This window comes from Mycobacterium sp. IDUB_1 (assembly GCF_055419625.1).
In genome coordinates this window covers 717,047-739,681 of record NZ_JBVAYA010000003.1, presented here as the reverse complement: position 1 = coordinate 739,681, position 22,635 = coordinate 717,047, and the positions used below count along the sequence as shown (strand labels likewise).

The 22,635-nt window shown below is 65.2% G+C and carries 21 protein-coding genes; 10 read left to right on the top strand and 11 right to left on the bottom strand.

Annotation, left to right across the window (positions count from 1 at the left end; all coding sequences use genetic code 11):
* The first annotated feature begins 126 nt into the window (after positions 1-126).
* Complete coding sequence (locus ACZYYX_RS20750) at positions 127-951, top strand: alpha/beta fold hydrolase (protein ID WP_463816470.1); 825 nt, start codon at positions 127-129, stop codon at positions 949-951.
* 107 nt (positions 952-1,058) lie between these two features.
* Positions 1,059-1,364 (top strand): hypothetical protein, encoded by a 306-nt coding sequence (locus ACZYYX_RS20745; RefSeq protein ID WP_463816469.1) that lies wholly within the window; start codon positions 1,059-1,061, stop codon positions 1,362-1,364.
* Between the two features lie 137 nt (positions 1,365-1,501).
* Here ACZYYX_RS20745 and ACZYYX_RS20740 read toward each other — a convergent pair whose 3' ends face one another.
* The 6 genes from ACZYYX_RS20740 to ACZYYX_RS20715 are packed head-to-tail and all read right to left on the bottom strand — an operon-like array spanning position 1,502 to position 8,246.
* The gene (locus ACZYYX_RS20740) at positions 1,502-2,017 is read right to left on the bottom strand and encodes a DoxX family protein (RefSeq protein ID WP_463816468.1); all 516 of its coding nucleotides are present in this window, start codon (positions 2,015-2,017) and stop codon (positions 1,502-1,504) included.
* Entirely contained in the window at positions 2,014-3,531 is a 1,518-nt protein-coding gene (locus tag ACZYYX_RS20735) for an acyl-CoA synthetase (RefSeq protein ID WP_463816531.1), read from the bottom strand. The genes ACZYYX_RS20740 and ACZYYX_RS20735 overlap by 4 nt, the downstream gene beginning before the upstream one ends.
* Positions 3,528-4,301, bottom strand: a complete 774-nt coding sequence (locus ACZYYX_RS20730) for an SDR family NAD(P)-dependent oxidoreductase (protein WP_463816467.1) — start codon at positions 4,299-4,301, stop codon at positions 3,528-3,530. The genes ACZYYX_RS20735 and ACZYYX_RS20730 overlap by 4 nt, the downstream gene beginning before the upstream one ends.
* A gap of 1 nt (position 4,302) precedes the next feature.
* Positions 4,303-5,883, bottom strand: coding sequence for an AMP-binding protein (locus ACZYYX_RS20725; protein ID WP_463816530.1), 1,581 nt, complete (start codon positions 5,881-5,883; stop codon positions 4,303-4,305).
* A 51-nt stretch (positions 5,884-5,934) separates the two neighbouring features.
* Positions 5,935-6,672 carry a GntR family transcriptional regulator gene (locus tag ACZYYX_RS20720; RefSeq protein WP_463816466.1) on the bottom strand — a complete coding sequence of 246 codons (738 nt, stop codon included), beginning with the start codon at positions 6,670-6,672 and terminating at the stop codon, positions 5,935-5,937.
* Complete coding sequence (locus ACZYYX_RS20715; RefSeq protein ID WP_463816529.1) at positions 6,669-8,246, bottom strand: virginiamycin B lyase family protein; 1,578 nt, start codon at positions 8,244-8,246, stop codon at positions 6,669-6,671. The genes ACZYYX_RS20720 and ACZYYX_RS20715 overlap by 4 nt, the downstream gene beginning before the upstream one ends.
* A gap of 200 nt (positions 8,247-8,446) precedes the next feature.
* On the opposite strand from ACZYYX_RS20715, the gene ACZYYX_RS20710 reads away from it, so the two are divergent.
* The 6 genes from ACZYYX_RS20710 to ACZYYX_RS20685 are packed head-to-tail and all read left to right on the top strand — an operon-like array spanning position 8,447 to position 15,801.
* Complete coding sequence (locus ACZYYX_RS20710; protein WP_463816465.1) at positions 8,447-9,292, top strand: SDR family NAD(P)-dependent oxidoreductase; 846 nt, start codon at positions 8,447-8,449, stop codon at positions 9,290-9,292.
* 25 nt (positions 9,293-9,317) lie between these two features.
* The gene (locus ACZYYX_RS20705; RefSeq protein WP_463816464.1) at positions 9,318-10,703 is read left to right on the top strand and encodes an aromatic ring-hydroxylating oxygenase subunit alpha; all 1,386 of its coding nucleotides are present in this window, start codon (positions 9,318-9,320) and stop codon (positions 10,701-10,703) included.
* 1 nt (position 10,704) lies between these two features.
* Positions 10,705-11,886 (top strand): LLM class flavin-dependent oxidoreductase, encoded by a 1,182-nt coding sequence (locus ACZYYX_RS20700; RefSeq protein ID WP_463816463.1) that lies wholly within the window; start codon positions 10,705-10,707, stop codon positions 11,884-11,886.
* Positions 11,883-13,733 (top strand): flavin-containing monooxygenase, encoded by a 1,851-nt coding sequence (locus ACZYYX_RS20695; RefSeq protein WP_463816462.1) that lies wholly within the window; start codon positions 11,883-11,885, stop codon positions 13,731-13,733. The genes ACZYYX_RS20700 and ACZYYX_RS20695 overlap by 4 nt, the downstream gene beginning before the upstream one ends.
* Positions 13,730-14,650, top strand: coding sequence for an SDR family NAD(P)-dependent oxidoreductase (locus ACZYYX_RS20690; protein WP_463816461.1), 921 nt, complete (start codon positions 13,730-13,732; stop codon positions 14,648-14,650). The genes ACZYYX_RS20695 and ACZYYX_RS20690 overlap by 4 nt, the downstream gene beginning before the upstream one ends.
* Positions 14,647-15,801 (top strand): CaiB/BaiF CoA transferase family protein, encoded by a 1,155-nt coding sequence (locus ACZYYX_RS20685; protein WP_463816460.1) that lies wholly within the window; start codon positions 14,647-14,649, stop codon positions 15,799-15,801. The genes ACZYYX_RS20690 and ACZYYX_RS20685 overlap by 4 nt, the downstream gene beginning before the upstream one ends.
* 4 nt (positions 15,802-15,805) lie before the next feature.
* Here ACZYYX_RS20685 and ACZYYX_RS20680 read toward each other — a convergent pair whose 3' ends face one another.
* Genes ACZYYX_RS20680 through ACZYYX_RS20665 form a run of 4 tightly spaced genes read right to left on the bottom strand, consistent with a single transcriptional unit; the run spans position 15,806 to position 20,089 of the window.
* Positions 15,806-16,822 (bottom strand): acyl-CoA dehydrogenase family protein, encoded by a 1,017-nt coding sequence (locus tag ACZYYX_RS20680; RefSeq protein ID WP_463816459.1) that lies wholly within the window; start codon positions 16,820-16,822, stop codon positions 15,806-15,808.
* Positions 16,819-18,009 carry an acyl-CoA dehydrogenase family protein gene (locus tag ACZYYX_RS20675; RefSeq protein ID WP_463816458.1) on the bottom strand — a complete coding sequence of 397 codons (1,191 nt, stop codon included), beginning with the start codon at positions 18,007-18,009 and terminating at the stop codon, positions 16,819-16,821. The genes ACZYYX_RS20680 and ACZYYX_RS20675 overlap by 4 nt, the downstream gene beginning before the upstream one ends.
* The gene (locus ACZYYX_RS20670; protein ID WP_463816457.1) at positions 18,006-18,944 is read right to left on the bottom strand and encodes an acyl-CoA dehydrogenase family protein; all 939 of its coding nucleotides are present in this window, start codon (positions 18,942-18,944) and stop codon (positions 18,006-18,008) included. The genes ACZYYX_RS20675 and ACZYYX_RS20670 overlap by 4 nt, the downstream gene beginning before the upstream one ends.
* Positions 18,941-20,089: an acyl-CoA dehydrogenase family protein gene (locus ACZYYX_RS20665; RefSeq protein WP_463816456.1), complete on the bottom strand. Its 1,149-nt coding sequence runs from the start codon at positions 20,087-20,089 to the stop codon at positions 18,941-18,943. Before ACZYYX_RS20665 ends, ACZYYX_RS20670 begins: the two co-directional genes overlap by 4 nt.
* A 45-nt stretch (positions 20,090-20,134) precedes the next feature.
* On the opposite strand from ACZYYX_RS20665, the gene ACZYYX_RS20660 reads away from it, so the two are divergent.
* A complete protein-coding gene (locus ACZYYX_RS20660) occupies positions 20,135-20,938 on the top strand; it encodes a FadR/GntR family transcriptional regulator (protein ID WP_463816455.1) in 804 nt (267 codons plus the stop codon).
* Here ACZYYX_RS20660 and ACZYYX_RS20655 read toward each other — a convergent pair.
* A complete protein-coding gene (locus ACZYYX_RS20655) occupies positions 20,908-21,978 on the bottom strand; it encodes an NAD(P)H-dependent amine dehydrogenase family protein (RefSeq protein WP_463816454.1) in 1,071 nt (356 codons plus the stop codon). The two genes, ACZYYX_RS20660 and ACZYYX_RS20655, sit on opposite strands and share 31 nt — an antisense overlap.
* A gap of 91 nt (positions 21,979-22,069) precedes the next feature.
* Here ACZYYX_RS20655 and ACZYYX_RS20650 point away from each other — a divergent pair, with 91 nt between their 5' ends.
* Positions 22,070-22,564, top strand: a complete 495-nt coding sequence (locus tag ACZYYX_RS20650) for a nuclear transport factor 2 family protein (RefSeq protein ID WP_463816453.1) — start codon at positions 22,070-22,072, stop codon at positions 22,562-22,564.
* Positions 22,565-22,635: the final 71 nt, after the last annotated feature.

Genomic DNA, 22,635 nt, shown 5'->3' with positions numbered 1-22,635 from the left:
CGCTGCGGGTGATAGATCGCCGTCGTGGTCCCCATAGGAATCGTCAATGACCGGGCTACAGCGCGCCGATCTCAGAACGGGTTTAATGCAAGGACGCCAACAACCACACCGACGAAATGGACGTCAATGCCGATCATCACCACCTCCGACGGTGTCGAGATCTACTACAAGGACTGGGGATCGGGGCAGCCCATCGTGTTCAGCCACGGCTGGCCACTGTCGGCGGACGACTGGGACGCCCAGATGATGTTCTTCCTCGGTCACGGTTACCGCGTCATCGCCCACGATCGGCGTGGGCACGGCCGCTCGAGCCAAGTCGGCGACGGACACGACATGGACCACTACGCAGACGATCTCGCGGCTGTCGTGCAGCATCTGGATCTGCGCGAGGCCATCCATGTCGGGCATTCCACCGGTGGCGGTGAAGTGGTGCGCTTCCTGGCCCGCCACGGGCAGGACCGCGCGGCGAAAGCGGCGCTGATCGCCGCGGTCCCGCCACTGATGGTGCAGACCGACGCCAACCCCGGCGGGTTGCCCAAATCGGTGTTCGACGACTTCCAGACACAGGTCGCGACCAACCGGTCCGCGTTCTACCGGGCGGTGCCCGAAGGGCCGTTCTACGGGTTCAACCGCGACGGGGTGGAGCCCATCGAGGCGGTGATCGCCAACTGGTGGCGACAGGGCATGATGGGCGGCGCGATCGCCCATTACGACGGCGTGGTCGCCTTCTCGCAGACCGACTTCACCGAGGATCTCCGCCAGATCACGCTGCCCGTGCTGGTCATGCACGGCGATGACGATCAGGTGGTGCCCTATGCCGACGCGGGACCGCTCTCGGCCGAGCTGCTGCCCAACGGGATCCTGAAGACCTACCCGGGGTATCCACACGGGATGCCGACCACCCACGCCGACGTCATCAACGCCGACCTGCTGGACTTCATCCGCTCCTGAACGCGAGCGCGGTCTGCGCACGCCCGTCATCCGGAGGCCTATTTGTCTACGCCCACTGTGGTTCTCGTCCACGGCGCTTTCGCCGATGCGTCCTTCCGGCGGCACTGGTGCAACGGCCGTTTCCGGCGACGGCGGGCGCGGGCGACGGAATCGATGTCACCGTCGCGCCGGACCGATTCGCGGCAGTGGTGGGCGCCGACGTCGATCCGAAGCTGATGGCGGTGCTCGCGGTGTCTCAGCGGCCGTTGGCCGCGGTGGCGTTCACCGAGCCCGCACCCGTGGCAGCGTGGCGGTCGCGGCCCACCTGGGCGGTCGTCTGCACATCGGACACCGCGATCAACCCTGAGGTGCAGCGCTTCGGATATCAGCGAGCCAGCGCGACCGTCACCGAAATCGACTCCTCCACCTGGTGATGCTGTCGCACCCCGGCGAGGTTGTCGCTTTGATCGAGACGATCGTGTCCGAACTGACAAGCTGAGCGGTCAGCGGCGCCAGACATCGAACGGGTCGCGTCCGGGCCGGAGGCCGTTCGGCCGACCGGGTCATCGGCCTATGTGCCAGCGGGTGGACGGAAGAAGATCACCAACTGGCCGATGCCGCCGGCCAGACCGAGCGCCACCGCGATGAGAAGACCCGGCCAGCCCTGGAGGTAGTCGAGCGCTCCGGAGTGCCCGAATATCGCGTAGTCGGCGCTGAGCTTGCCCGGCCCGACGCCTGCGACGGCTACCGCCGCGACGGCGAGGATCAGGTTGTACTCCCACCCCTCCTTGACGATGAAGAAGCCGTTGCGGCGGTGCACCGTCCACGCGGCCACGAGCATGAGTGCGACGAAACCCGCCGCGGGCACCGGCGTCAGCAAACCCACAGCAAGGCCGAGACCGGCGGCGACCTCGGTGGTGGCGGCGACGCGGGCATGAAACATGCCCGGCCGCATGCCGATGCTGTCGAACCACCCGGCGGTGCCCGGCAATCGCCCACCGCCGAAGAATTTGTTGTAGCCGTGGGCGGCCATCGTCAGGCCCAACGCGAGGCGAAGCAGAAGGACACTGGCGTCGAAGGCGGTCATGTATCTCCAATCGGGCGACGACTTCCGTCGAGGTCGGTCGAACGGGTAAACGTCTGGCGTAGAACGCGTTTGAGCACCTTGCCGTAGGAATTCTTGGGCAGGTCGTCGAGGTAGGCGTAGTGCTTGGGGCGTTTGAATCGGGCGATACGGTCGAGCAGGTGGGCGTCGAGGTCAGCCGCGGTGGCGGTTCCCACGATGAACGCGACGAGGATCTCGCCCCACTCGTCGTCGGGCACGCCTACCACCGCGGCCTCTTCGACCGCGGGGTGCTCGAGCAGTACCTCCTCGACTTCGCGCGGGTAGATGTTGCTTCCACCGCTGATGACCACGTCCTTGGACCGGTCGCGCAGGGTCAGGTAACCCCGGGAGTCGAAGCACCCCATGTCACCAGTGAGCAGCCAGCCGTCTCTCAACGTGGCTTCGGTGGCGACTGGGTTGTTCCAATACCCGCTCATGACCACGTCGCCGCGACAGACGATTTCGCCGATCTCGCCGGCGGCTGCTTCGGTACCGTCGGCGCGCTGGACGGCCACATCCACACCGGACCTGGCGTATCCGACCGAGCCGAGAGTTGCGTCATCGGCCTGCACGTGGTCGGCCCGCCGCAGGCCGGTGATCGTCATCGGTGCCTCGCCCTGACCGTAGAGCTGCACGAACACCGGACCGAACGCCCCCATCGCCTTCTTCAGAGAGTCCACGTACATGGGCCCACCGCCGTAGATGATCGTCCGCAGATTGGCCGGGCGGTCGCGGCCGGTACGGATCAAACGGCCGACCATCGTCGGGGCGAGAAAGCAACTGCAGCCGGGGTGCTGCTCACACAGGTCGAGAAACTCCTCCGGCTCGAAAGACTTCGATTGGGGAATCACCTGTCGCGCACCCCGCAACACGTAGGGAGCGATGTAGAGGCCGGAGCCGTGTGACATCGGTGCCCCGTGAATCAGGCTGCAATCGCTGTCCGGATCGTCGAAGTCTGCGAGATGTGAGACCGTCATCGCCATCAGATTGCGGTGCGACAACATCGCGCCCTTCGAGCGACCTGTGGTACCGCTGGTGTAGAACAGCCAGGCCAGCGACGTGGGATCGGTTCGCCGAGGTGATTCGACAGGTGTCGACGCCATACGGCGTCGAAAATCGTCGGAGCCGATCACCTCCACGGGAACAGCAGTTGTCCCAGCGAGCTCGGCGGCGATCCTCGGTGACGCGAATACCTGTGACACACCGGCGTCGTCGAGGATCTGGTGCATCTCCCGAACATGCAGCTTGTAGTTGATCGGCACGATCACGCATTCGGCCGCCCATGCCGCGAACATCAGCTCGACGATCTCGGGGCAGTTCTCGCTTGCCACCGCGACACGTGACCCGGCAGGCTGAGTGTGTCGCAACGACCCGGCCAGTCGCAGTGAGCGCTCGCGAAGTTCGCTCCATGTGTGGCACTGCTCAGTCCCGAGAAAGACTGCACCCCGTCGACCGTATCGGGCAGCGGCCTGGTCCAGGACGGTGAAGACATTCACCGCGGCAGCCATTCCGACGACAGAGCGAAATCGGAAAGATACTTGGTCGAGCTCCAGCCGCCGTCGACGACGATGGTCTGACCGTTGATGAAACTGCCACCGGGAGAACACAAGAACTCGATCGTGCTCGCCACGTCTTCGACAGTTCCCAGACGCTGATGCGGTGTCATCTCGGTGTTGATCTTCCGGAAGCGATCGTCTTCGAGTCGCTCGGCGACCATCGGGGTCAGCGTGACGCCGGGAGCCACGGCATTGCACCGGATGCCCTGGGCGCCGTACTGACACGCGATGTGGGTGGTCAGGGCAGTCAGACCGCCCTTGGCTGCGGAGTACGCCCCGCCTCGCAGTCCGCCTACGACGGCGAAGGTCGACGTGACGTTGATGATCGCCGATCCGGGGGCGAGGTGTGGGATCGCCTCTCGCGCGAGTCGAAAGGGGGCCCGCAGCATCAAACCCAGGAACGCGTCGAGGGATTCGTCATCGGTCTCGTGCACAGGCTTTGGTTTTCCGACGCCGGCATTGTTGATCACGAAGTCGATTCGGCCCCATCGGTCGATCGCGGCGTCGACGATGCTTCGAGGACCGTCGTCGGCGGTGAGGTCTACGGCCACAGCGGCCAACCGACCGGAATCGCCGACTGTGGCGGTCAGTTCGTCGAGGCGCCTCCGATCCCGGCCGGTTCCCAGGACTGCGATGCCGGCGGCAGCCAGCTTGACAGCAGTGCCGAAGCCGATTCCGCTGCTCGCGCCTGTGACGATCGCAACCTGCATCTCATCCACCTTCATGACCTAGCGTCGACCTGATCTGTTGCTTGAGCACCTTGCCCGCCGCGTTCTTCGGAAGCTCCGCCCAAAATTCCACCCGCTCCGGAACTTTGAAGGTGGACACCCCGCGATCGCGGAGGTAATCCCTCAGCTCGGTCAGGCCCGGCGCCGTCGTGGCTGTCGATGGCACGATCACCGCACAGGCTTGCTCGCCGGTCTTCGCGTGAGGCACACCGACGATCGCGACCTCTGCGATGCCTTGGTGACCAACCATGACGTCCTCGATCTCTTTGGGAGAAATGTTCTCACCATTGCGGATGATGATGTCCTTGGCTCGACCGGTGACCACCAGGTGGCCGTCGGCCCAGGTCCCCAGATCGCCGGTCCGGAAATAGCCATCGTCGTCGAAGGACTCTGTTTCGTCTTCGATGTGCAGGTAACCGACCAGCATTTGAGCCCCGCGGGCACGAATCTCGCCCGAACCCGATGTCGCCGCGGCGTGCTCGGCCAGGCGGATCTCGGCGATCCCCGGACGGCCGTCGGTCTCGGCGGCGAGGTCGGCATCGTGGGGCGAACCGACGGTGGTCACCGGTACTTCGGTGGAACCGTAGACGCGCGTCACCATGGCGCGCTCGAAATAGGCATTTGCTCTACGGATCAGAGACGGCGGAACAGACGCACCCCCGCAGATGAAGACTTTCAACTCGGGCAGCCTCGTGTCGGCGTTCTGCGCGGCGGTCAACAGCTGCTCGAGGAATGGTGTGGCGCCGGCCATGTGGGTACATCGTTCGGCAGTGATCAGCTCGACCCCAGCGGCGGCGTCCCACCTCTCCATCAGTACCGCGGTCGAGCCCAGTAGCAGCGGCGCCTCGAACGCGTAGATGGAGCCGCCGATATGGGCGATGGGGGAGGGCACCAGGAAGGTGTCGCCGGGATCGACCCGCCAGTGGTCACGAATCTGGGTGAGCAGTGCGTGCAGCGAATTGTGCGTGTGCATGACCCCTTTGGGTCGTCCGGTGGTGCCGGAGGTGTACAGGATCATCTGCACGGCGTTGGCGTCGAGCGTCGGTCTCGACGTCAGGGCCGGTTCGGTGAGAAGGTCGGCGTAGGCAATGTGGGGGCCGGGGTCACCGCGTACCACCACCACCTCGGGTGGGTGATCGCGTCCCTCCGTCACGCGAGTGAGCATGGCCGAGTGATCGTAGCCGCGGAATACGCCGGGTACGAATATCATTCGGATATCGGCGTCGTCTATGATGAACCCGACCTCGCGGTCGCGCAGCGACGGCAGAATCGGCGTGACAACCATGCCGGCCAGGGTCGCCCCGAGGTAGACGACCGCCGCCTCGTGCCAATTCGGAAGAGCGAACGCAATCACACTGCCTTCGGGCATTCGCGACCGCAGGACACCGGCCAGAGATTCGGCCCGCGTCTTGAGCTCCACGCAGTTGACCCGGACGTCCCCGTCCACGATGAGCGTGCGCTCGGGTGTGAGGCGGGCGGCCTCGGCGACCGCGTCTGCGAGGGTGTCATGCACCCAGAGGCCGTCGGCATGGGCACGCGCGGCGAGTTCGTCATCCCAGCGGATCGACCGCTGTCCCACTGTTTTGCGTGAGACGCCAGACTCGGGCACGCGTGACTATCCCTTGACCCGGCGCAACGTGGTCGAGTGCCGGAACCGAGGCGCGGCATGGGTGTTGATGGTGACCTGCGCGATGCCGCCTTCGGAGGTGCGGTACACGCGGCGCACCTCGAGTGCGGGGGCACCCGCATGAACCTTGAGGTGTGGCGCCAGTTCCGGTGTGACCGCCACCGCCCCGATGTCCTGCTGAACTTCGACGACGCTCACTCCGAAGAGATCTTCGATGAGGGGGAATACCGGACCGGTGTGGCGTCTGAGCATGCGGCCGACAGCAGCGTAGGACCGGTTGATGTAGTACTCGGTCCAGCAATACGTGTCGTCGGCATCGATGGCCTGCCGAAAGCCCAGCACAGCCAGCCAGTCTTCCCCCTGCGGCAGGGTGGTCCTCGCGGCGAGTTCGGCATCGACGACGGTCATCTGGATCGACTTGATGTCGAGGTCGGCCCCGCTCGCGACGGCGAGCAGGTCGTTGATCGTCATACTGTCCTGCGCATACGAACTCGTCGAGTCACGCGGTACCACCGTCGTGCCGGCGCGCGGGCGTGACGTCACCAGATTGTCGTCGCGCAAGCGGCGCAGGGCCTCGCGGACGGTGTAGCGACTGACTGAGAAACGTTCGCAGAGCTCGTGTTCGGTGGGTAGTTGCGATCCGATGGGGAACACCCCATCGACGATCTCCTTACGCAGAGTCTGCGCGACCTGGAGGTAGCGGTGCTCACTACGGGCCGCGGTCATGGCCGTGGGTCCGGGCGGAGTGCGACGACACTGCCATCGCCGTCACACGAGACGTACAGCACGCCATCGGCTCCGGCGGCGATCCCTGCGAACGGACCCTGCGGGCCGGAGAAGGGCGGCATTCCCTTGAGGGGTTTCGGGGTGACACCTGGCGGTGGCCCGATGGCCAGTCCGGTGGCGATCGTCGAGCGTTCACCGGTCGTGAGGTCCACAGCAATGACCGTTTTCTGGCCGGCATCGGTGATGAGGACTCGGCCGTCGACGACGACCAGACCTTGCGGTCGCTCCAAGCCGTCGACGACCGTCTCAGTTCCCGACGGGCTGACGCGCAGAACTCGACCTGCGCCGGATTCGGCGACCAGCACCGCACCATCGGCCGTGCTCGTGACGCCTACTGCGGTGTCGAGCCCTGTTGCGATCGTCGAGACACCGCCGGAGTGATCGATCAACAGAACCCGCCCCGTGCCTTGCTCGACGGCGACCACCCCACCCAGGGCGGGGGTCAGTCCGTAGAGTTGGTCGAAACCATCTGCGAGGACGTCGCTTTCGCCTGATGTGGGGCGATAGCGCGCAATTTGTCCACCCGATGTGGTGACCATGAATTCATCGATCGAGGCCGCGGCCACTCCGCGGATGAAGCCCGGATAGCCGGGTGTGAAAAGCATACCGACCGTCGTCAGTCCGCCGTCGTGGTCGTGCACGTAGAAATAGGTACCGTCAGCTACATACAGGCGACCGTCCGCTCCTACCGTCAGGTCCAGTGGCCAGTTCAGACCGCCGGGCAGTGCGGTGTGGACGGCGCCATCGGAGTGGATCTCGCTGATCTCGCCGGTGAAGTTGGACACGAACAGGCGTGCCCCCGCACCCGCGCCGACGATCGTGCAGTTGTCCAGGCCCGGTGTCAGTTGGGCGAGAACGGTGTGGGTACCGGTCCGCGGGTCGATTCGCAGCACCTGCCCCGTCGCCACCTGCGTCGAGACGATGAACCCCTCAGCGTCGAACTTCACCGAATCGGGAACGCCGAGACCCGTTGCGACGGTGTGCACTTCGCCGCCGCCATCGGGGTCTATGCGCCAGATCTCGTTCGCGCCCATCACCGGGAAGTAGAGCAGCCCGTCCGGACCGACCTCCATGGCGTTGGGGGAAGGGACGTTCTCCAGGAGGACCCGCGGTGGCCCGCCCCCGAGGTCGAACTCCAAGAGCCGTCCGCCTTCGCGGCACTCGCCCACGAAGAGCCGGCCGCGGTGAAAAGTGATGCCGTTGGCTGACGGCATGTCGTCGCGCAGCACCCGCGTCTCGCCGGTCGGATGGCGCACACTGACCCGACCGTCCATCACCTCGGTGGCGTAGAGGTTTTCGAAGTCGTCGAATGCGACGTCGTCGGGCGCGACGATGTCAGCACCGGTGCCGCTGATCGTCGTCAGCTCGCCGTTCGTGATGTCGAGCGCGGCGATCTGACTGCCCGTGACCTGAGCGATGTAGACGCGTCCGTCAGGTCCTGTGCGCAGGCCGTTCGCGCCGAAGAGGCGGCTCGGCGCAGTGAGCTGCCGCACCTCCCACCCTTCGGCCGCCATCGGGAACGCCGACGCCCCGTAGCGATCACTGTGTCTGCCGGTCACAGCACGGACCATAGCAATCACGTGTAGTCCAGACAATAACTACATGCTCGAGGGGATCGACCTTGACGGGTGCATATGCGCTGCGGAATAGTATTCTCTGAATGCAAGAGCGCCATATGTTGTCCGGACAATTGACGAAAGCGATTATGTCTGCGGTGAACGGCCTACTCGGCCTCGACGGTCGCATCGTCGTGATCTCGGGAGCCGGCGGTGGCGGCATCGGTACCGCTACAGCAGCCATTGCGGCCGAAGCCGGAGCCACTGTCGTCGCCGTCAGCCGCTCCGCCGAGAATCTCGCTGAGCAGATGGGCCCCTTGATCACGCGTGGGCTCTCTGTCGTTCCCGTGGCGGCCGATATGTCAACGGACGACGGCATCGCCGCGGCGATGGACGTCGTGCGACGAACGGACGGCGAGCTGTACGGCCTCGTCAACGTCGCGGGCGGCGCGGCACCGTCGACGTGGATGCCGTCGACCCGGGTGAGGCGATCGGACTGGCGGGATCTCTTCACCGCGAATCTGGAAACCGCCTTTTTCGCAAGCCAGGCCGTTGCCGCCGAACTGCGTGCCCGCGGCAACCCAGGCTCGATCGTGTCGATCTCGTCGATCAGCGGCATGAACACCGCGCCGTTCCACATCGCGTACGGAACCGCGAAGGCCGCTGTGGTGGCGATGACCCGCACGATGGCACTGGAACTCGCCGCCGACGGTATCCGCGTCAACGCGATCGCACCGGGTGTCACCGAGACCACGGCGTCGGCGACTTACGTCGACGCCGACCCTGACCGGGACCGTGCCGCCATCGCGATGGGCCGCCGTGGACGCCCCGACGAACAGGCGGGGGCCATTCTGTTTCTGCTCTCAGACCTGGCGAGCTACGTGACGGGCCAGACGCTCCTTGTCGACGGTGGCCTGGATTTGAAGTGGAGCCATCTGGCCGCCGATCACACCTCGCTGTTCCTGGCCGACGATTCATTTCGCGCAGAGATCAGCCGACCATGACCACGGGCGAAGGAGACACACAGCGATGACCGACACCAGAGACGACGCAGTCCGCGAAGTCGTCGAGGAGCTGTCGTCACCGATGACGATCGGCGTCGACGCCTATGTCTCCGAGTCCTACGCCAGAGCCGAGCGGGACAAGTTGTGGCGCAAGGTATGGCAGCAGGTGGGGCGGGTCGAGGAGATCCCCGAGGTGGGCAGTTACCTGACCTACGACATCCTCGACGACTCGGTCATCGTCGTGCGCACGGGCCCCGACACGTTTGCCGCCCACCACAACGTCTGCATGCACCGCGGTCGCAAACTGGTGGACGTTCCGGACGGCGCCAAGAACGCCTGCGGCCGCACCAGAAAATCCTTCGTCTGCGGCTTCCACGGCTGGAGTTACGGTCTCGACGGCGAATGCACCCACATCCGTGAGCAGGATGATTGGCAAGGTGCACTGACTCCGGCCAACACGCGCCTTGCGCGGGTCCACGTCGACACCTGGGGTGGCTGGCTGTTCGTCAACATGGACACCGATCCGGAACCGTTGGCCGATTTCCTGTTCCCGGCGGCGAAGATCCTCGATCCCTTCGGACTCGAGAACATGCGGTTCAAATGGCGCAAGTGGCTGAACTTCGACTGCAATTGGAAGGTCGCGCTGGAAGCCTTCAACGAGACCTACCACGTCTTCACAACCCACCCGGAGTTCAACAAGTTCGGCGAATTCAAGGGATGGGCCAAGGCGCAGGGCCGACACAGCAACATCGGTTACGACGCACCGAAGGGGATGGACGAGACCAAGTCGAAGATTCGACTCGGGTCGGGTGATCCGCGCATCTCCACTGCCGAGATGCAGGTCTACACCATGGAGGAGACGAACGCGACCACCACACGGACCCTGGTCGACGCGGCGAAGCGTCTGGTCGACGAACTCCCTGAAGGCACTCCGGCCGACAAGGTCCTGGAACACTGGCTGACCTCAGCACGCAATGACGACGCGGCCCGCGGTGTCATCTGGCCGACCATCCCTGCCGAGATCCTCGGACAGAGCGGCACGGCGTGGCAGCTCTTCCCCAATTTTCAGATCGGCCAGGGCCTGACGAGCGCGCTGTGCTACAGCGCGCGGCCCGACCCGAGCTATGACCCCGACAAGTGCATCTTCGAGGTTTCCGTTTTCGAGCTGTTCCCGAAGGGCGAGGAGCCGGAGACGCAATGGGTGTACACGCCGGTGGGTGACCCGAACTGGCTTTCCGTACTACCGCAGGACTTTTCGAACATGGCCGCGGTGCAGAGGGGGATGAAGTCTCTCGGGTTTCCCGGCACCAAGCCGAACCCGTACCGCGAGCGCAGCACGGTGAATTTGCATTATCAGTTGTCAAAGTACATGGGCACGGGAGCGCCCCGAGAACTCAACGAAGGAGCTTGACATGAAGGTGAATCTCGGTACGGGAGCGCAGAATTCCCACGACTGGGACCGTGTGCTCGCAGGCAATTACTCCAGCCCGCCCGACACGCCGGATTGGCAGTGCGTCGAAGGAGCGCTCGCCCTCGGCGACCTCGCGGAGCCGCTCGGCTTCGACGGCATTTGGTTCCCCGAGCACTGCGGCACCCCCTATGGCATGACTCCCAACCCCATTCAGGCATTGACGTACTTCGCCGGCCGTACCGAGCGCGTCGGTCTCGGGACATTCGTGGCGGTGGCGCCGTGGTGGAATCCTGTGCGTCTGGCACACCAGATCGCCTACCTCGACATCGTTTCCAAGGGCCGGTACAACACCATCGGGATCGGCCGCGGTGTGTCGAAGTCGGAGTTCGACGCGGTCGGCGTACCGCGGGAAGAAAGTCGCGAACGGTTCAACGAGTGTCTGGACATCCTCGAGCTGGCCTTTAGCGGTGAGCGGTTCTCCTACGACGGGGAGATCTTCTCCTTCCCGGAGATGTCGCTGCGGCCCGAACCCGTCAGCAAGGACCTGTTCTCGCGGATCTACAGTTCTTCGTCCACCGCGGAGTCGCTGGAAATTCTGTCCCGACGGGGGATGGTGCCGTTGTTCGTGGGGAACAAACCGATCTGGGATGCAGGCGCGGAAGTTCGGAAGGTCAACACTTTCCGTCAGGAAGAGGGGTACGCGCCCTGCCAACCCAAGAACGTGATGTTCATGTACTGCACCGAGCACGAGCCCGATGCGGCGCAGACCGATGAATGGATCTGGACGGCGAACCGGGACGTCACCGTCCACTACGGCTTCGCCGATGCGTCGAACTTCAAGGGCGTGAGAGGGTATGAGGCGTACGCGGCTCGCGAGGCAGGCGCCACGGCCGTGTTGGCCGAGGCCGTGCAAGACAAGCCGGAACCGGGTACCAAGAAGATGCCGGGTTACCACGCATCGAACTTGCTGATCGGCACACCCGAGACGATCTTCGCGAAGTTGCAGGCCGCACAGGAAGCCTGCTCCTTCTCCGAGGTGACCCTCGTGCCGCAGTTCGGCACGATGCCGTACGCCGATGCGATCGAAAGCGTCAAGTTGTTCGCTCGGGAGGTACTGCCTGCCGCACACGAGATGGCCGCCCCGCTGCACGAGGCGGCGCTACCGGCGCCGGCGCTGACGTGACTGCCGGTACCACGAACTGCGGTCCCACTCCGACGCCGGATGACATCGACATCCCGGCGCTGCGGGCGAAGTACGAGGCCGAGCGAAAGAAGCGCCTTCGCTCCGAGGGCTCGAACCAGTACGTCGAGACCGGTGGGGAATACGCGGAATTCGCCGAAGTAGACCCACACGCGCCGCGGGTGGAGCGCGAACCCATCGACCTGGACATGGACGTCGCCGTGCTCGGTGGGGGCTTCGGTGGTCTGCTGTCGGCGGTTCACCTGAAAAAGGCGGGCGTGGAGGACGTCCACGTCATCGAGATGGGCGGCGATTTCGGCGGGGTCTGGTACTGGAACCGCTACCCCGGTATCCAGTGTGACAACGAATCCTATTGCTACGTACCGCTGCTCGAAGAGCTCGATTTCATCCCCAGCAAGAAGTTCGCCGACGGTGCCGAGATCCAGCAGCATTGCCGCAACATCGGCAAGCATTTCGGCCTCTACGACGGCGCCATCTTCTCCACGCAGGTGCGCACCCTGATGTGGGACGACGACATCGAGCGTTGGCGCATCACCACCGATCGCGGTGACGACCTTCGAGCACGATTCGTGGTGATGGCGTCCGGCCCGTTCAACAGACCCAAGCTGCCGGGCATCCCAGGAATCAACGACTTCACCGGACACAGCTTTCACTCCTCGCGGTGGGATTACGACTACACCGGTGGCACGCCGGCCGACCCCGTGCTCGACAAGCTCGCCGACAAAACCGTCGCGATCGTCGGCACCGGTGCGACCGGCGTGCAGATCGTGCCCTACCTCGGCAGATACGCCAAGCACGTCTACGTCGTCCAGCGCACACCGTCGACGGTCGACGAGCGCAACAACCACCCCACCGACCCTCAGTGGGTGCAGTCACTTCAGCCGGGATGGCAAAAGGAACGGCAACGCAACTTCCACTCCTGGACGTTCGAGGGCATGGCCCTCGGCCAGCCAGATCTGGTCTGCGACTTCTGGACAGAGCTGGGGCGCAACACCGCCGCGCGTGTTCTTGCTCTCGAGGATCCGGCGTCGATGAGTCCCGAGCAGTTCATGACTCTGCGCGAGGAGGAAGACTACAAGCTGATGGAGCGGCTTCGGCGCCGAGTGGCCGACCTCGTCGAAGACGAGGCGACTGCGGAGGCGCTCAAACCGTACTATCGATTCCTCTGTAAACGGCCGTGTTCCAACGACGATTACCTCCCGACGTTCAACAGGCCCAACGTCACATTGGTCGACGTCTCCGAGAGCAAAGGCGTCGAGAAGCTGACCGAGAACGGCTTCGTGGCCAACGGCGTCGAATATCCGGTCGACTGCATGATCTATGCGAGCGGATTCGAGATCACCACAGAGATCAGCAGGCGTTACAGCATCGATGCGATTCATGGGCGCGACGGCGTGTCCCTGTACGACTACTGGCGCGACGGGTTCAAGACCCTGCACGGCATGACCAGTCGCGGCTTCCCCAACCAGTTCTTCACCGGATTCACTCAGGTCGGAATATCCGCGAACATCGCTGCGAACTACGAACTCCAGGGCGAACACATCGCGTACATCATCGCCACGGCGCTCGCACGCGGGATCACCACTGTGGAACCCGCCCAGGAGGCTCAGGACGCGTGGTGCGCCACCGTCAGGGAGACGGCGATCGACAACTCGGCCTTCGACAACGCCTGTACACCAGGCTATTACAACAACGAGGGCGGCGGCGGAGGCCAGGGCATCGTCAGCCATCTCGGCGAGCCTTACGGACCGGGCTTCTACGCGTTCGGAGATCTGCTGGCAAAGTGGCGCTCGGACGACGCGATGGAAGGCTTGGTCCTGGGCCGATGAGCTCCGAGCTCCGATACGACGACCGCGTCGCCGTCGTCACCGGCGCCGGCCGGGGCCTGGGCCGGGCGTATGCACTCATGCTGGCGTCCCGCGGGGCGCAGGTGGTCGTCAACGATGTCGGTGGCAGCCTCACCGGGATGGGGACAGATCACCGGCCCGCCGAGGATGTGGCCGGCGAAATCAACGCCCTGGGAGGGGAGGCCATCGCGTCGACTGAGTCGGTGGCCACCCCGGCCGGTGGTCGTGCGATCGTCGACGCTGCACTCGAGCATTTCGGCCGCATCGACATCCTCGTTCACAACGCCGGAAACGTCCGTAGGGCGCCGCTGCGCGACATGTCATACGACGACTTCGACGCCGTGCTGGACGTGCACCTGCGCGGGGCGTTCCACGTACTCCGGCCGGCTTTCCCGGTGATGTGCGATGCGGGCTACGGCCGCGTGGTGTTGACGTCCTCGATCGGCGGGCTGTACGGCAATCACGGTGTGGCCGGTTATGCGGCTGCGAAGGCCGGGGTGATCGGCATGGTGAACGTGGCGGCGCTGGAAGGTGCGGAGCACGGTGTGACATGTAACGCGATCATCCCGGCGGCAGTCACCCGAATGGCGCAGGGGCTCGACACATCGGCCTACCCGCCCATGGATCCCGAGCTCGTCGCGCCCGCCGTGTGCTGGCTTACTCACGAAACATGTTCCGCTACAGGGGAATTGTTCATAGCTATCGCGGGCAGGATCGCCAGGGCCTTCATCGGGGAGGCCGCAGGCGTGCACCGCCCATCGTGGACCGTCGAAGAGGTAGCCGAGCGCAGCGACGCCATCCGGGACGCCACCCAGCCGGTGGTGTTCCCCGTCGTCCCGTCCGGGCACGACGACCACATCGGCTACAGCTTCGCTGCCGCGACGGCCGCCGCACGATGAACAGCGGACCGCTCGCGGGCGTTCGCGTCATCGATCTCACTGCCGTGGTGATGGGGCCCTACTGTACGCAGATCATGGCCGACATGGGTGCCGACGTCATCAAAGTCGAACCGGCCGACGGCGACAATGCGCGCTACATCTCGGTCGGCCCCGCCCCGGGGATGAGCGGCGTGTTCGTCAACGTGAATCGTGGAAAACGCTCCGTGGTGCTCGATCTCACCACCGACGACGATAAGTCCGCTCTGCGCGCGTTGATCACTGGAGCGGACGTCTTCATCCATTCGATGCGTGCCCGGGCCATCGCGAAGCTCGGCTTCTCGTATGACGACGTGGTCTCCCTCAACCCGGCAATCGTGTACACCAATTGCTATGGCTATGGCCGACGCGGGCCGAGCGCCGATCTTCCCGCCTACGACGACACAATTCAGGCCCAGTCCGGGCTCGCCGCTGTTCAGGGACTCCTGACCGGTCAGACCACCTACGTCGGAACGATCGTGGCGGACAAAGTCGCGGGGCTCACCGCGCTGTACGCCACGATGATGGCTCTGTTTCACCGGGAGCGCACCGGCGAGGGGCAGGAGGTCGAGGTGAGCATGTTCGAGACGATGGCCACCTTCATGCTCGTCGAACACGCCAACGGCGCGATGTTCTCGCCGCCGCTGAGCCCGGCGATCTATCCGCGGACGGTGGCACGTAATCGAAAGCCCTACGCCACCAGGGACGGCCACGTCGCCGTCTTGATCTACAACGACAAGCACTGGAATGCGTTTGTCGACCGCGTGAAGCCACCCTGGATCGCGGAGTACGGCGAGGCGTTTTCTTCTCTGGAACGTCGAGCCAAACAGATCGACCTCATGTACGGACTCATCGCCGAGACCCTGCTGGAGCGCACGACCGCAGAGTGGTTGACCTTGTTCCACGAGCTCGAGATCCCGGCTGCACCCATTCAAACGCCTGCGGAGCTCTTCGACGATCCGCACCTCCAGGCCGTCGGTCTGTTCGAGACGGTGCAGACGCCACACGGGCCGCTGCGGATGCCCGGGGTGCCGACCTGGTTTTCCCGCACACCCGGTCGCATTGCTGGGCCCGCGCCGGAATTGGGCGCCGACACCGCAGAGGTTCTCGCGGAATTGGCGGCGAAAGAAACGTGAACGGTCAGCGGTACCGGCGGGACAATCGTCGACGGTGTTCCGCGGGAGCGCCGAACAGCGCCCGATTCAGTGCCGCTCTCTTCAGGTAGACGTGCAGCCCGCTCTCCCACGTGTATCCGATGCCGCCGTGCAGTTGCATCGCCTTTCCTGCCACATCGACCGCCGTTTCGCACGCATACGACTTAGCCATCGAGGCTGCGACCGATGCGTCGACGTCGTCGGCCACCTGCGTGACGGCTGCGTCGACCAACACGCGCGCTATCGACAGCCGGACCAGCATGTCGGCGCACGCGTGCTTCACCGCCTGGAACGATCCGATCGGTCGGCCGAATTGTTGACGCACCCCGGCGTAACCAACCGTCGCAGCGAGCATCGCCTCACCGATCCCCAAACTGTCACAGGCGATTGCGACAGCTGCTCGATCCCGCAGTCGGGCGGCGGCAGCCTCACCGTCGAGCCGCCACACCGACGCCGCGTCGACGAACATGTCGTCGGCTCTGACGACGCCCACGCTCCGTGTCTCGTCGAGCAGGGGCTGTGGGGCGACGGTGAGTCCGCCGGCGTCGATGAGCACCGATGCTCCGTCGTCATCGGCGAGGACCAGCAGATGGTCGGCGCCGACTGCGTCGAGTACGAAATCGGCCCTGCCGGACAACCGAATTCCAGCGGCGTCGCGACGAAGCCGGAACAGATCACAGACCAGTGCCGCCGTCGACGTGCCGGCGCCGACCGCAGTGAGTAGACCGTCTCGAGCGTCAGACGGTGCCGACAACTGCAGAGCACCGACGGCGAGCACGGTTCCCAGGTACCTACTGGGTGCGGACGCCCGGCCCAACTCCTCGAGCACGATCGCCGTCTCGAGGAACGACGCCGCAGCGCCACCCAGGGCTTCGTCGATTTCAAGGCTCAGCCAACCGGCGTCGGCGAATCTGGGCCATTCGACCTCACCGCCGGTCGAGGTGAGAATCTCGCGTGCGACTGCGCGAAGCTCGTCGTGAAGCTCGGTGAATTCCGAGGTCATGAGCTCACCGGTTCACGCGGGAGGCCGAGGCCCCGTTCCCCGATGATAGTGCGCTGAATCTCGCTGGTGCCTCCGGGAACAGTCCACTCCCAGGAGCCGATGAAGTCGAGCATCCAGGCACCTGATTCCCATCCGCTCGACATCGGCTTCGTCAGCACGGTGTGGGCTTCGAGGCCGCTGACGTCGGCCGCGAAATCGGTCATCCGCTGCAGCAATTCGCTGTAGTAGAGCTTGACGATGGACGGGTCTGCTGGCCCGCCACAGCCGTTCTCCGAGTTGTGCACCACCGCGCGGCACATCGCTCGCAGCCCGGTGAGTTCGGTCTCGAAACGAGCCAGGGAGTCGCAGACGGAGCCATCGTCGATCAGTCGAGAACCGTCCGGCTGGATGGACCTACAGTCCTCGACCAGCCGCCGGAAGCCGGCGTTGCCGAGACGCTCGGCGAGCTCCAACATGGTCATGCCGCGCTCTGCGCCCAGGGTCGCCTGTGCCACAGCCCATCCCGCGTTCTCGGCGCCGACGAGATTCTGAGCGGGAACGACCACGTCGTTGAGGAACACCTCACAGAAATGTGAGTCACCCATCGCGTTGCGGATCGGTCGCACCTCGACACCTGGGGTCGTCATGTCCATCAAGAAGTACGAGATGCCCTTGCGTTTCGGGGCATCGGGATCGGTGCGGGCCAGCAGCAGGCACCAGTCGGCGTAGGCGCCGCCGCTGGCCCAGAGCTTCTGCCCGTTGACGACGAAGTCATCGCCGTCGCGCCGCGCCGACGTGCGTAGGCTGGCGAGGTCGGATCCCGCCTCGGGCTCGGAAAAGCCCTGAACCCAGATCTCACCGTCGAGGATGGCCGGCAGATGTCGCTGACGCTGGGCGTCGGTGCCCGCCATCAGCAGGGTGGATGCAGCGTGGTGGATTCCGACGAAGGCCAAGACGAGTCGTGGGGCGTCGTGTGCAGCCAATTCCTGATACAGCACGATTTGTTGGTCGACCGGCATACCACCACCCCATGCCGCCGGCCAGTGCGGTACGGCGAAACCCGCGCGGTGCAGCTCGGCGAACCACCATTTCTGAAACGCCACGAATTCACTGTCAGCGGCGCCGGTTTGGGACGTGCGCCAATCGGTGGGTACGTGCTCGACACACCACTGGCGCACGTGCGTGCGGAAAGCGTCGAGATCGGTCACCGGACGGATTCCCCGACTGTGTCGTAGAGGCCCACCAGGCCGGTCCGCCGGACGCGCGAGGTCAGGATGTCGCGGGTCGCCGAGAGCCCTAGCGGCAGGCGCCGAAGTGGTTGACTGTGACGCGAGAGCCACGACAGCGTGGTCTCGTCGCAGAACCCGATGGCGCCGTGCAGCTGGTGGGCGACGCGGAAGACTACCTCGGCCGCCTCCAATGCGGCGGTTCGCAGCGCGAGCGCATCATCGAGGGCCTCGGCCCGCATCTCGCCGATGCTCCACAGCGTGTACTTCGCCAGCATCTCCAGCCCAGCCCGTTCCACCTCTGCGTCGGTGAGCTGGAATTGCACGCTCTGGAAGCGCGACAGAGGTTGTCCGAACTGCTGACGCAACTGAACGTGGCCGATGGTGAGTTCGATTGCCCTGTCGAGCATCCCAAGGAGTGTCCAGCACGGCAGAGTCAGTGCCAGGGCGAGGTCGGCCGTGCCGTCGTCGTCCAGCGGCGCAAGGTCCACGGTGCTGACGAAAGCGGCACCGGGCGCCGACTTGGCGGTGACGAGATGGCGGTGGCCGTCCAGCGACACCGCAGCCCACCGCATGTCTGTTCCGCCGATGACAGCAGCCGGCCGGGCGCCGGCGACGACGGTGAGACCGGCGACGTCGAGATCGGGCGGGCGGGCCAGCCGCCCGGCGACGGGATAGGGCAGAGCCCAATGCCCGGCGCTGCGGCACACTGCCGCAGCGGCTTCCAACGAATCGGCGTCGTCGCGTGGCGCAAGGTCGAACACGCCGAGCTGCTCGAGGACCGGTCCGACCAGCGCCCCGCGGCTGTACGGTTCCTTCTCGGCGCGCTGCACCAGCAGGTCTCCGCCCGCGGCTTCGAACGCGCGAAGAGCTTGGCGGCCGAACTCTCTCGCCTCGTCGCTCATGTCTACGATCATCGGGTCCTCAGCAGTGAACGAGAGAGAAGGATGCGTTGCATCTCGATGCTTCCCGAGGACACGGTCGACGCCTGCGCATACCGCCAGTGATCCTCGACCTCGGCGCGGAACAGCTCGGCGGTGTCGTCGGCCGCCGCCACGATTTCCATGAGCACTTCGGCGCTGTCCTGGTCGAGCTTTGTCACAGCTATCCGATAGGCGGCCGAGTCGGTGGGACTCACCTGCCCGCCGGCCTGCAGCGCGATGAGTCGGTAAGCGAGCAGCCTGGCGCGGCGGCAGTGTGTCAGCATTCGGGTCCACCGACCATGCAGCTCCGCGGGCAGGTGATCCCACTGGTTCCCCAGCGCCGACGGCGCGAGGTGCAGGAGCCGTTCGCATCGGGCGTAGCGGGCGATACCGACCCGTTCGAAAGCGAGTACATCGGAGACGATCGACCAGCCGTCGTCGACAGATCCGAGCACATCTGCCTCGGTCACCCGTAGGCCATCGAAGAACACCTCGTTGAGGTGGTGCGGCCCCATCATGCAGCCGATGGGCCTGACAGTGACCGCAGGGTTCGACATGGGCACGAGAAAAATCGTCAACCCGCTCTGCTTTCGGGCGCCGTCGGCGAGCTTCGTGGTGCGGGCGAGCAGAAAGCACCACTGAGCCATGGTCGCGTAGGACGTCCAGATCTTCTGACCGTTGACGATCCAACCTTCGCCGTCGCGGGTTGCGCTGGTACGCAAGGACGCGAGGTCCGACCCGGCCTCGGGTTCGCTGAAGCCCTGACACCAGATCACCTCGCCGCGCGCGATGGCCGGCAGGTGGGCCGCTTGCTGCTCCAGGGTGCCGTGGCGCATGATCGTCGGCCCCACCCAGTTGACCCCCATGTACTGCGCGCCCCGCGGTTCGTGATGGGCCCACATCTCTTCTCTCACCACGGTCTGCTCCCAGATCGAGGCGCCGCGGCCACCGAACTCGGGTGGCCATGCCATGCACAGGAGGTCGCGTTCGGCGAGCAGGCGGCAGAACGCTTGAGCCGTCTCGAGGTCGGCGGGGTCGGCGGTGAAGGCGCCGAGGTAGTCCTCGGCCACGTTCTCCTTCACCAGGCGCCGAAGTTCCTGACGCAACGTCGTTGCCGCGCCGCCTATTTCGAAGTCCACCTCACGATCGTAGGGCAATCCTTATAAGGATGGTAGTTTTCCACCGTGACATCCTTCGGTCGTGAGCGCACCCCGCGGGGCCGCGTCGCCGAAACTGTTGCGGCCGAATTACGGCAGCGCATCCTGGCCGGGACGACGACCACCCATTTGCCCACCCAGGACCACCTGGTCAACGAGTTCGGCGTCAGCTATCCGTCGGTACGAGAGGCGCTGCGGATCCTCGAGACCGAGGGCTTGATCACCATCAGGCGGGGGAGCCTGGGGGGTGCGCAGGTGCATCGTCCGGACCAAACCTCGGCCGCCTATCACCTCGGCCTGGTGCTCCAAGGTGCGGGCGTCGCCCTCGGTGACCTGGCCGAGGCCCTCCTGCGGCTGGAGCCCCAGTGCGTCGGAGACGTCGCGCGCCGACCGGATCGGATGGCCGTGGTCGTGCCGGCGTTGACCGCGAACGTCGATGCGTCGGCTGAGGTGGTCTCCGATGGCGTCGCGTTCACACGCATCGCGCGAGAGTTCCACGACCTCGTCGTCGCATTCACGCCGAACGAGACGATGCGCTACGTCGTGAGCAGCCTCGTCGCGCTGTGGTCTGCTCAAGAAAGACAGTGGGCGGACGTGATCAGCAGTCGCGGTAGGTATCCCTCGCCAGCCGCCGCCCGCGGCGCCGTACGAACCCACCGCCGACTGGTCGACGAGATCGCCGCCGGCCGGCCGCAGGAGGTGGAGCGACTGAGCCGGCGCCACCTCGCCGCCGCTCAAGCGATTGTGCTGGAGCGCCGCACCGACGACATCGTTCTCGCCGCTCCGGCACGGGATGCGCGTCAGTCGGGTGGACTCGGCACGACGCCCTGAGCCCGGGTGAGAGGCAGGTCGTTGTAGGTCGCGATACCGGGTGCTGCAGCGACGACGGCCGGAATCGCATGAATCGGCGGCATCGCCGTCATGATGTGGCCCAGCACCATGAACTCCTCGAGTGTCGTCGCCTCGAAGTAGGGGGGTGGGAGGAAGCCGACCTGCATGGTGACCGTGGGTCGCCCGTCGATGGTGATTTTCCAGCCGTCCGGGCCGAGCTGCCAATCCGGTGTCAACGATTGCCCTTTACGCCAACGCACATTGACGTCGACGATGGTCTCCCCTCCGCGAAGACCCTTCCAGCTTGCGTGCACGCCGGCGACACATCCGGCGGGAATGGTCCACGAGCCGAGATCGAGATCCTCTGTCGTCTGTGCATATTCGGCATCGCAGCGGATCTCGTCCAGTTCGACGCCCAGCGAATCGGCGATCAGCCGAACCGCTTCTCCGAAGATCGCGGTGCCCTGTGAGGCCTTTGGCGCCAGCCCGGGATCGTCGATGGGACAGCCGAATCCGACCGGCTTCTCCGTTTCGGGGGAGTCGTAGAACGTGGTGTCGGCCGACTCCTGGATGGTGACCTTGTCGACGCGATCGCACGCGTTCGCTGCCACGATGGCCAGTAGTTCGGCAAAACCTGGGCTGACGCCTGACCCGAAGATCGTCGCGCCGCCTCGGGCACAGGCCTCGAGGATCTGATCACGGCCATCGCCCAGATTGTGCCCGGTGATGAAGGACGCAGTGGCCACGACGTTCACTCCCGCCGAGAGGATGCCCACCAATTCCTCGACGTTGGGCCACATCGCGTTGTACACCACGCAGTCAGGCTTCAGCGCGAGAAGTCCGGCGACGTCATCGGTGGCGGCGACTCCCAACGGCGGGCCGCCGCACAGTTCGCCGACGTCGCGGCCGACCTTGTCTTTGGACCACGCGTAGCACCCGACGAGCTCGAATGCCGGATTCTCGACAATCGCCTTGACCGAACTTTTGCCGACATTGCCGGTGTTCCACTGCACGATGCGATAGCGTTGACTGCTGGGCACTTGCTCAGCATAGGGACCGGCGGGCCGTGACGACGTCAATCCGACGAATTCCACGCTAACGGCACGACATGAGTATCCGGGGAGACCCGCCATGGACGACGCAGCGCGCCTACTCGAGATCGAAGCGATTCACCAACTCAAGGCTCGGTACTGCCGCTATCTGGACGGCAAGGATTGGCTCATGTGGCGAACCGTCTTCGTCGACGACTTCATCAGCGACACCAGCGCGGCGGGGGGCATAGTGATCAACGGTGCGGACCGTTTCGTGTCCTATGTGCGGAGCACTCTCGGGAAGCCTTCGCAGCTGACCGTTCATCAGGTGCATGCCCCCGAGATCGATCTGCTCTCCGCCACGACCGCGAGCGGGGTGTGGGCCCTCAACGACATCGTGCGGCTGGCGCCCGGGCTGAGCCTGAACGGATTCGGCCACTACCACGAGACCTACGAGAAGGACGGTCAGTGGCGGATCGCGTCGTCACGGCTGACCCGCCTCCGGGAAGACGTGGTCACGCCTTTCGTGTCGATTCACGTGTCCGAGCGGCTCAGGAACCTCGGAGCGAAGGCCGCTCGGCGGGCGGGTCGGTGATCGGGGTGTTGACCGCTGCCCCTCAGCGATGCTAAGCAGGTGCTCAGCAAGCGGTGATTTTCGTGTCGCAC

Excerpts from the sequence above, each read along its gene's own strand:
- ACZYYX_RS20650 (WP_463816453.1), top strand. The coding sequence starts at position 22,070 with ATGGACGACGCAGCGCGCCTACTCGAGATCGAAGCGATTCACCAACTC.
- ACZYYX_RS20730 (WP_463816467.1), bottom strand. The coding sequence starts at position 4,301 with ATGCAGGTTGCGATCGTCACAGGCGCGAGCAGCGGAATCGGCTTCGGC.
- ACZYYX_RS20700 (WP_463816463.1), top strand. The coding sequence starts at position 10,705 with ATGAAGGTGAATCTCGGTACGGGAGCGCAGAATTCCCACGACTGGGAC.
- ACZYYX_RS20705 (WP_463816464.1), top strand. The coding sequence starts at position 9,318 with ATGACCGACACCAGAGACGACGCAGTCCGCGAAGTCGTCGAGGAGCTG.
- ACZYYX_RS20715 (WP_463816529.1), bottom strand. The coding sequence starts at position 8,246 with ATGGCGGCCGAAGGGTGGGAGGTGCGGCAGCTCACTGCGCCGAGCCGC.
- ACZYYX_RS20680 (WP_463816459.1), bottom strand. The coding sequence starts at position 16,822 with ATGACCTCGGAATTCACCGAGCTTCACGACGAGCTTCGCGCAGTCGCA.
- ACZYYX_RS20750 (WP_463816470.1), top strand. The coding sequence starts at position 127 with ATGCCGATCATCACCACCTCCGACGGTGTCGAGATCTACTACAAGGAC.
- ACZYYX_RS20685 (WP_463816460.1), top strand. The coding sequence starts at position 14,647 with ATGAACAGCGGACCGCTCGCGGGCGTTCGCGTCATCGATCTCACTGCC.
- ACZYYX_RS20740 (WP_463816468.1), bottom strand. The coding sequence starts at position 2,017 with ATGACCGCCTTCGACGCCAGTGTCCTTCTGCTTCGCCTCGCGTTGGGC.
- ACZYYX_RS20720 (WP_463816466.1), bottom strand. The coding sequence starts at position 6,672 with ATGACCGCGGCCCGTAGTGAGCACCGCTACCTCCAGGTCGCGCAGACT.
- ACZYYX_RS20670 (WP_463816457.1), bottom strand. The coding sequence starts at position 18,944 with ATGATCGTAGACATGAGCGACGAGGCGAGAGAGTTCGGCCGCCAAGCT.
- ACZYYX_RS20690 (WP_463816461.1), top strand. The coding sequence starts at position 13,730 with ATGAGCTCCGAGCTCCGATACGACGACCGCGTCGCCGTCGTCACCGGC.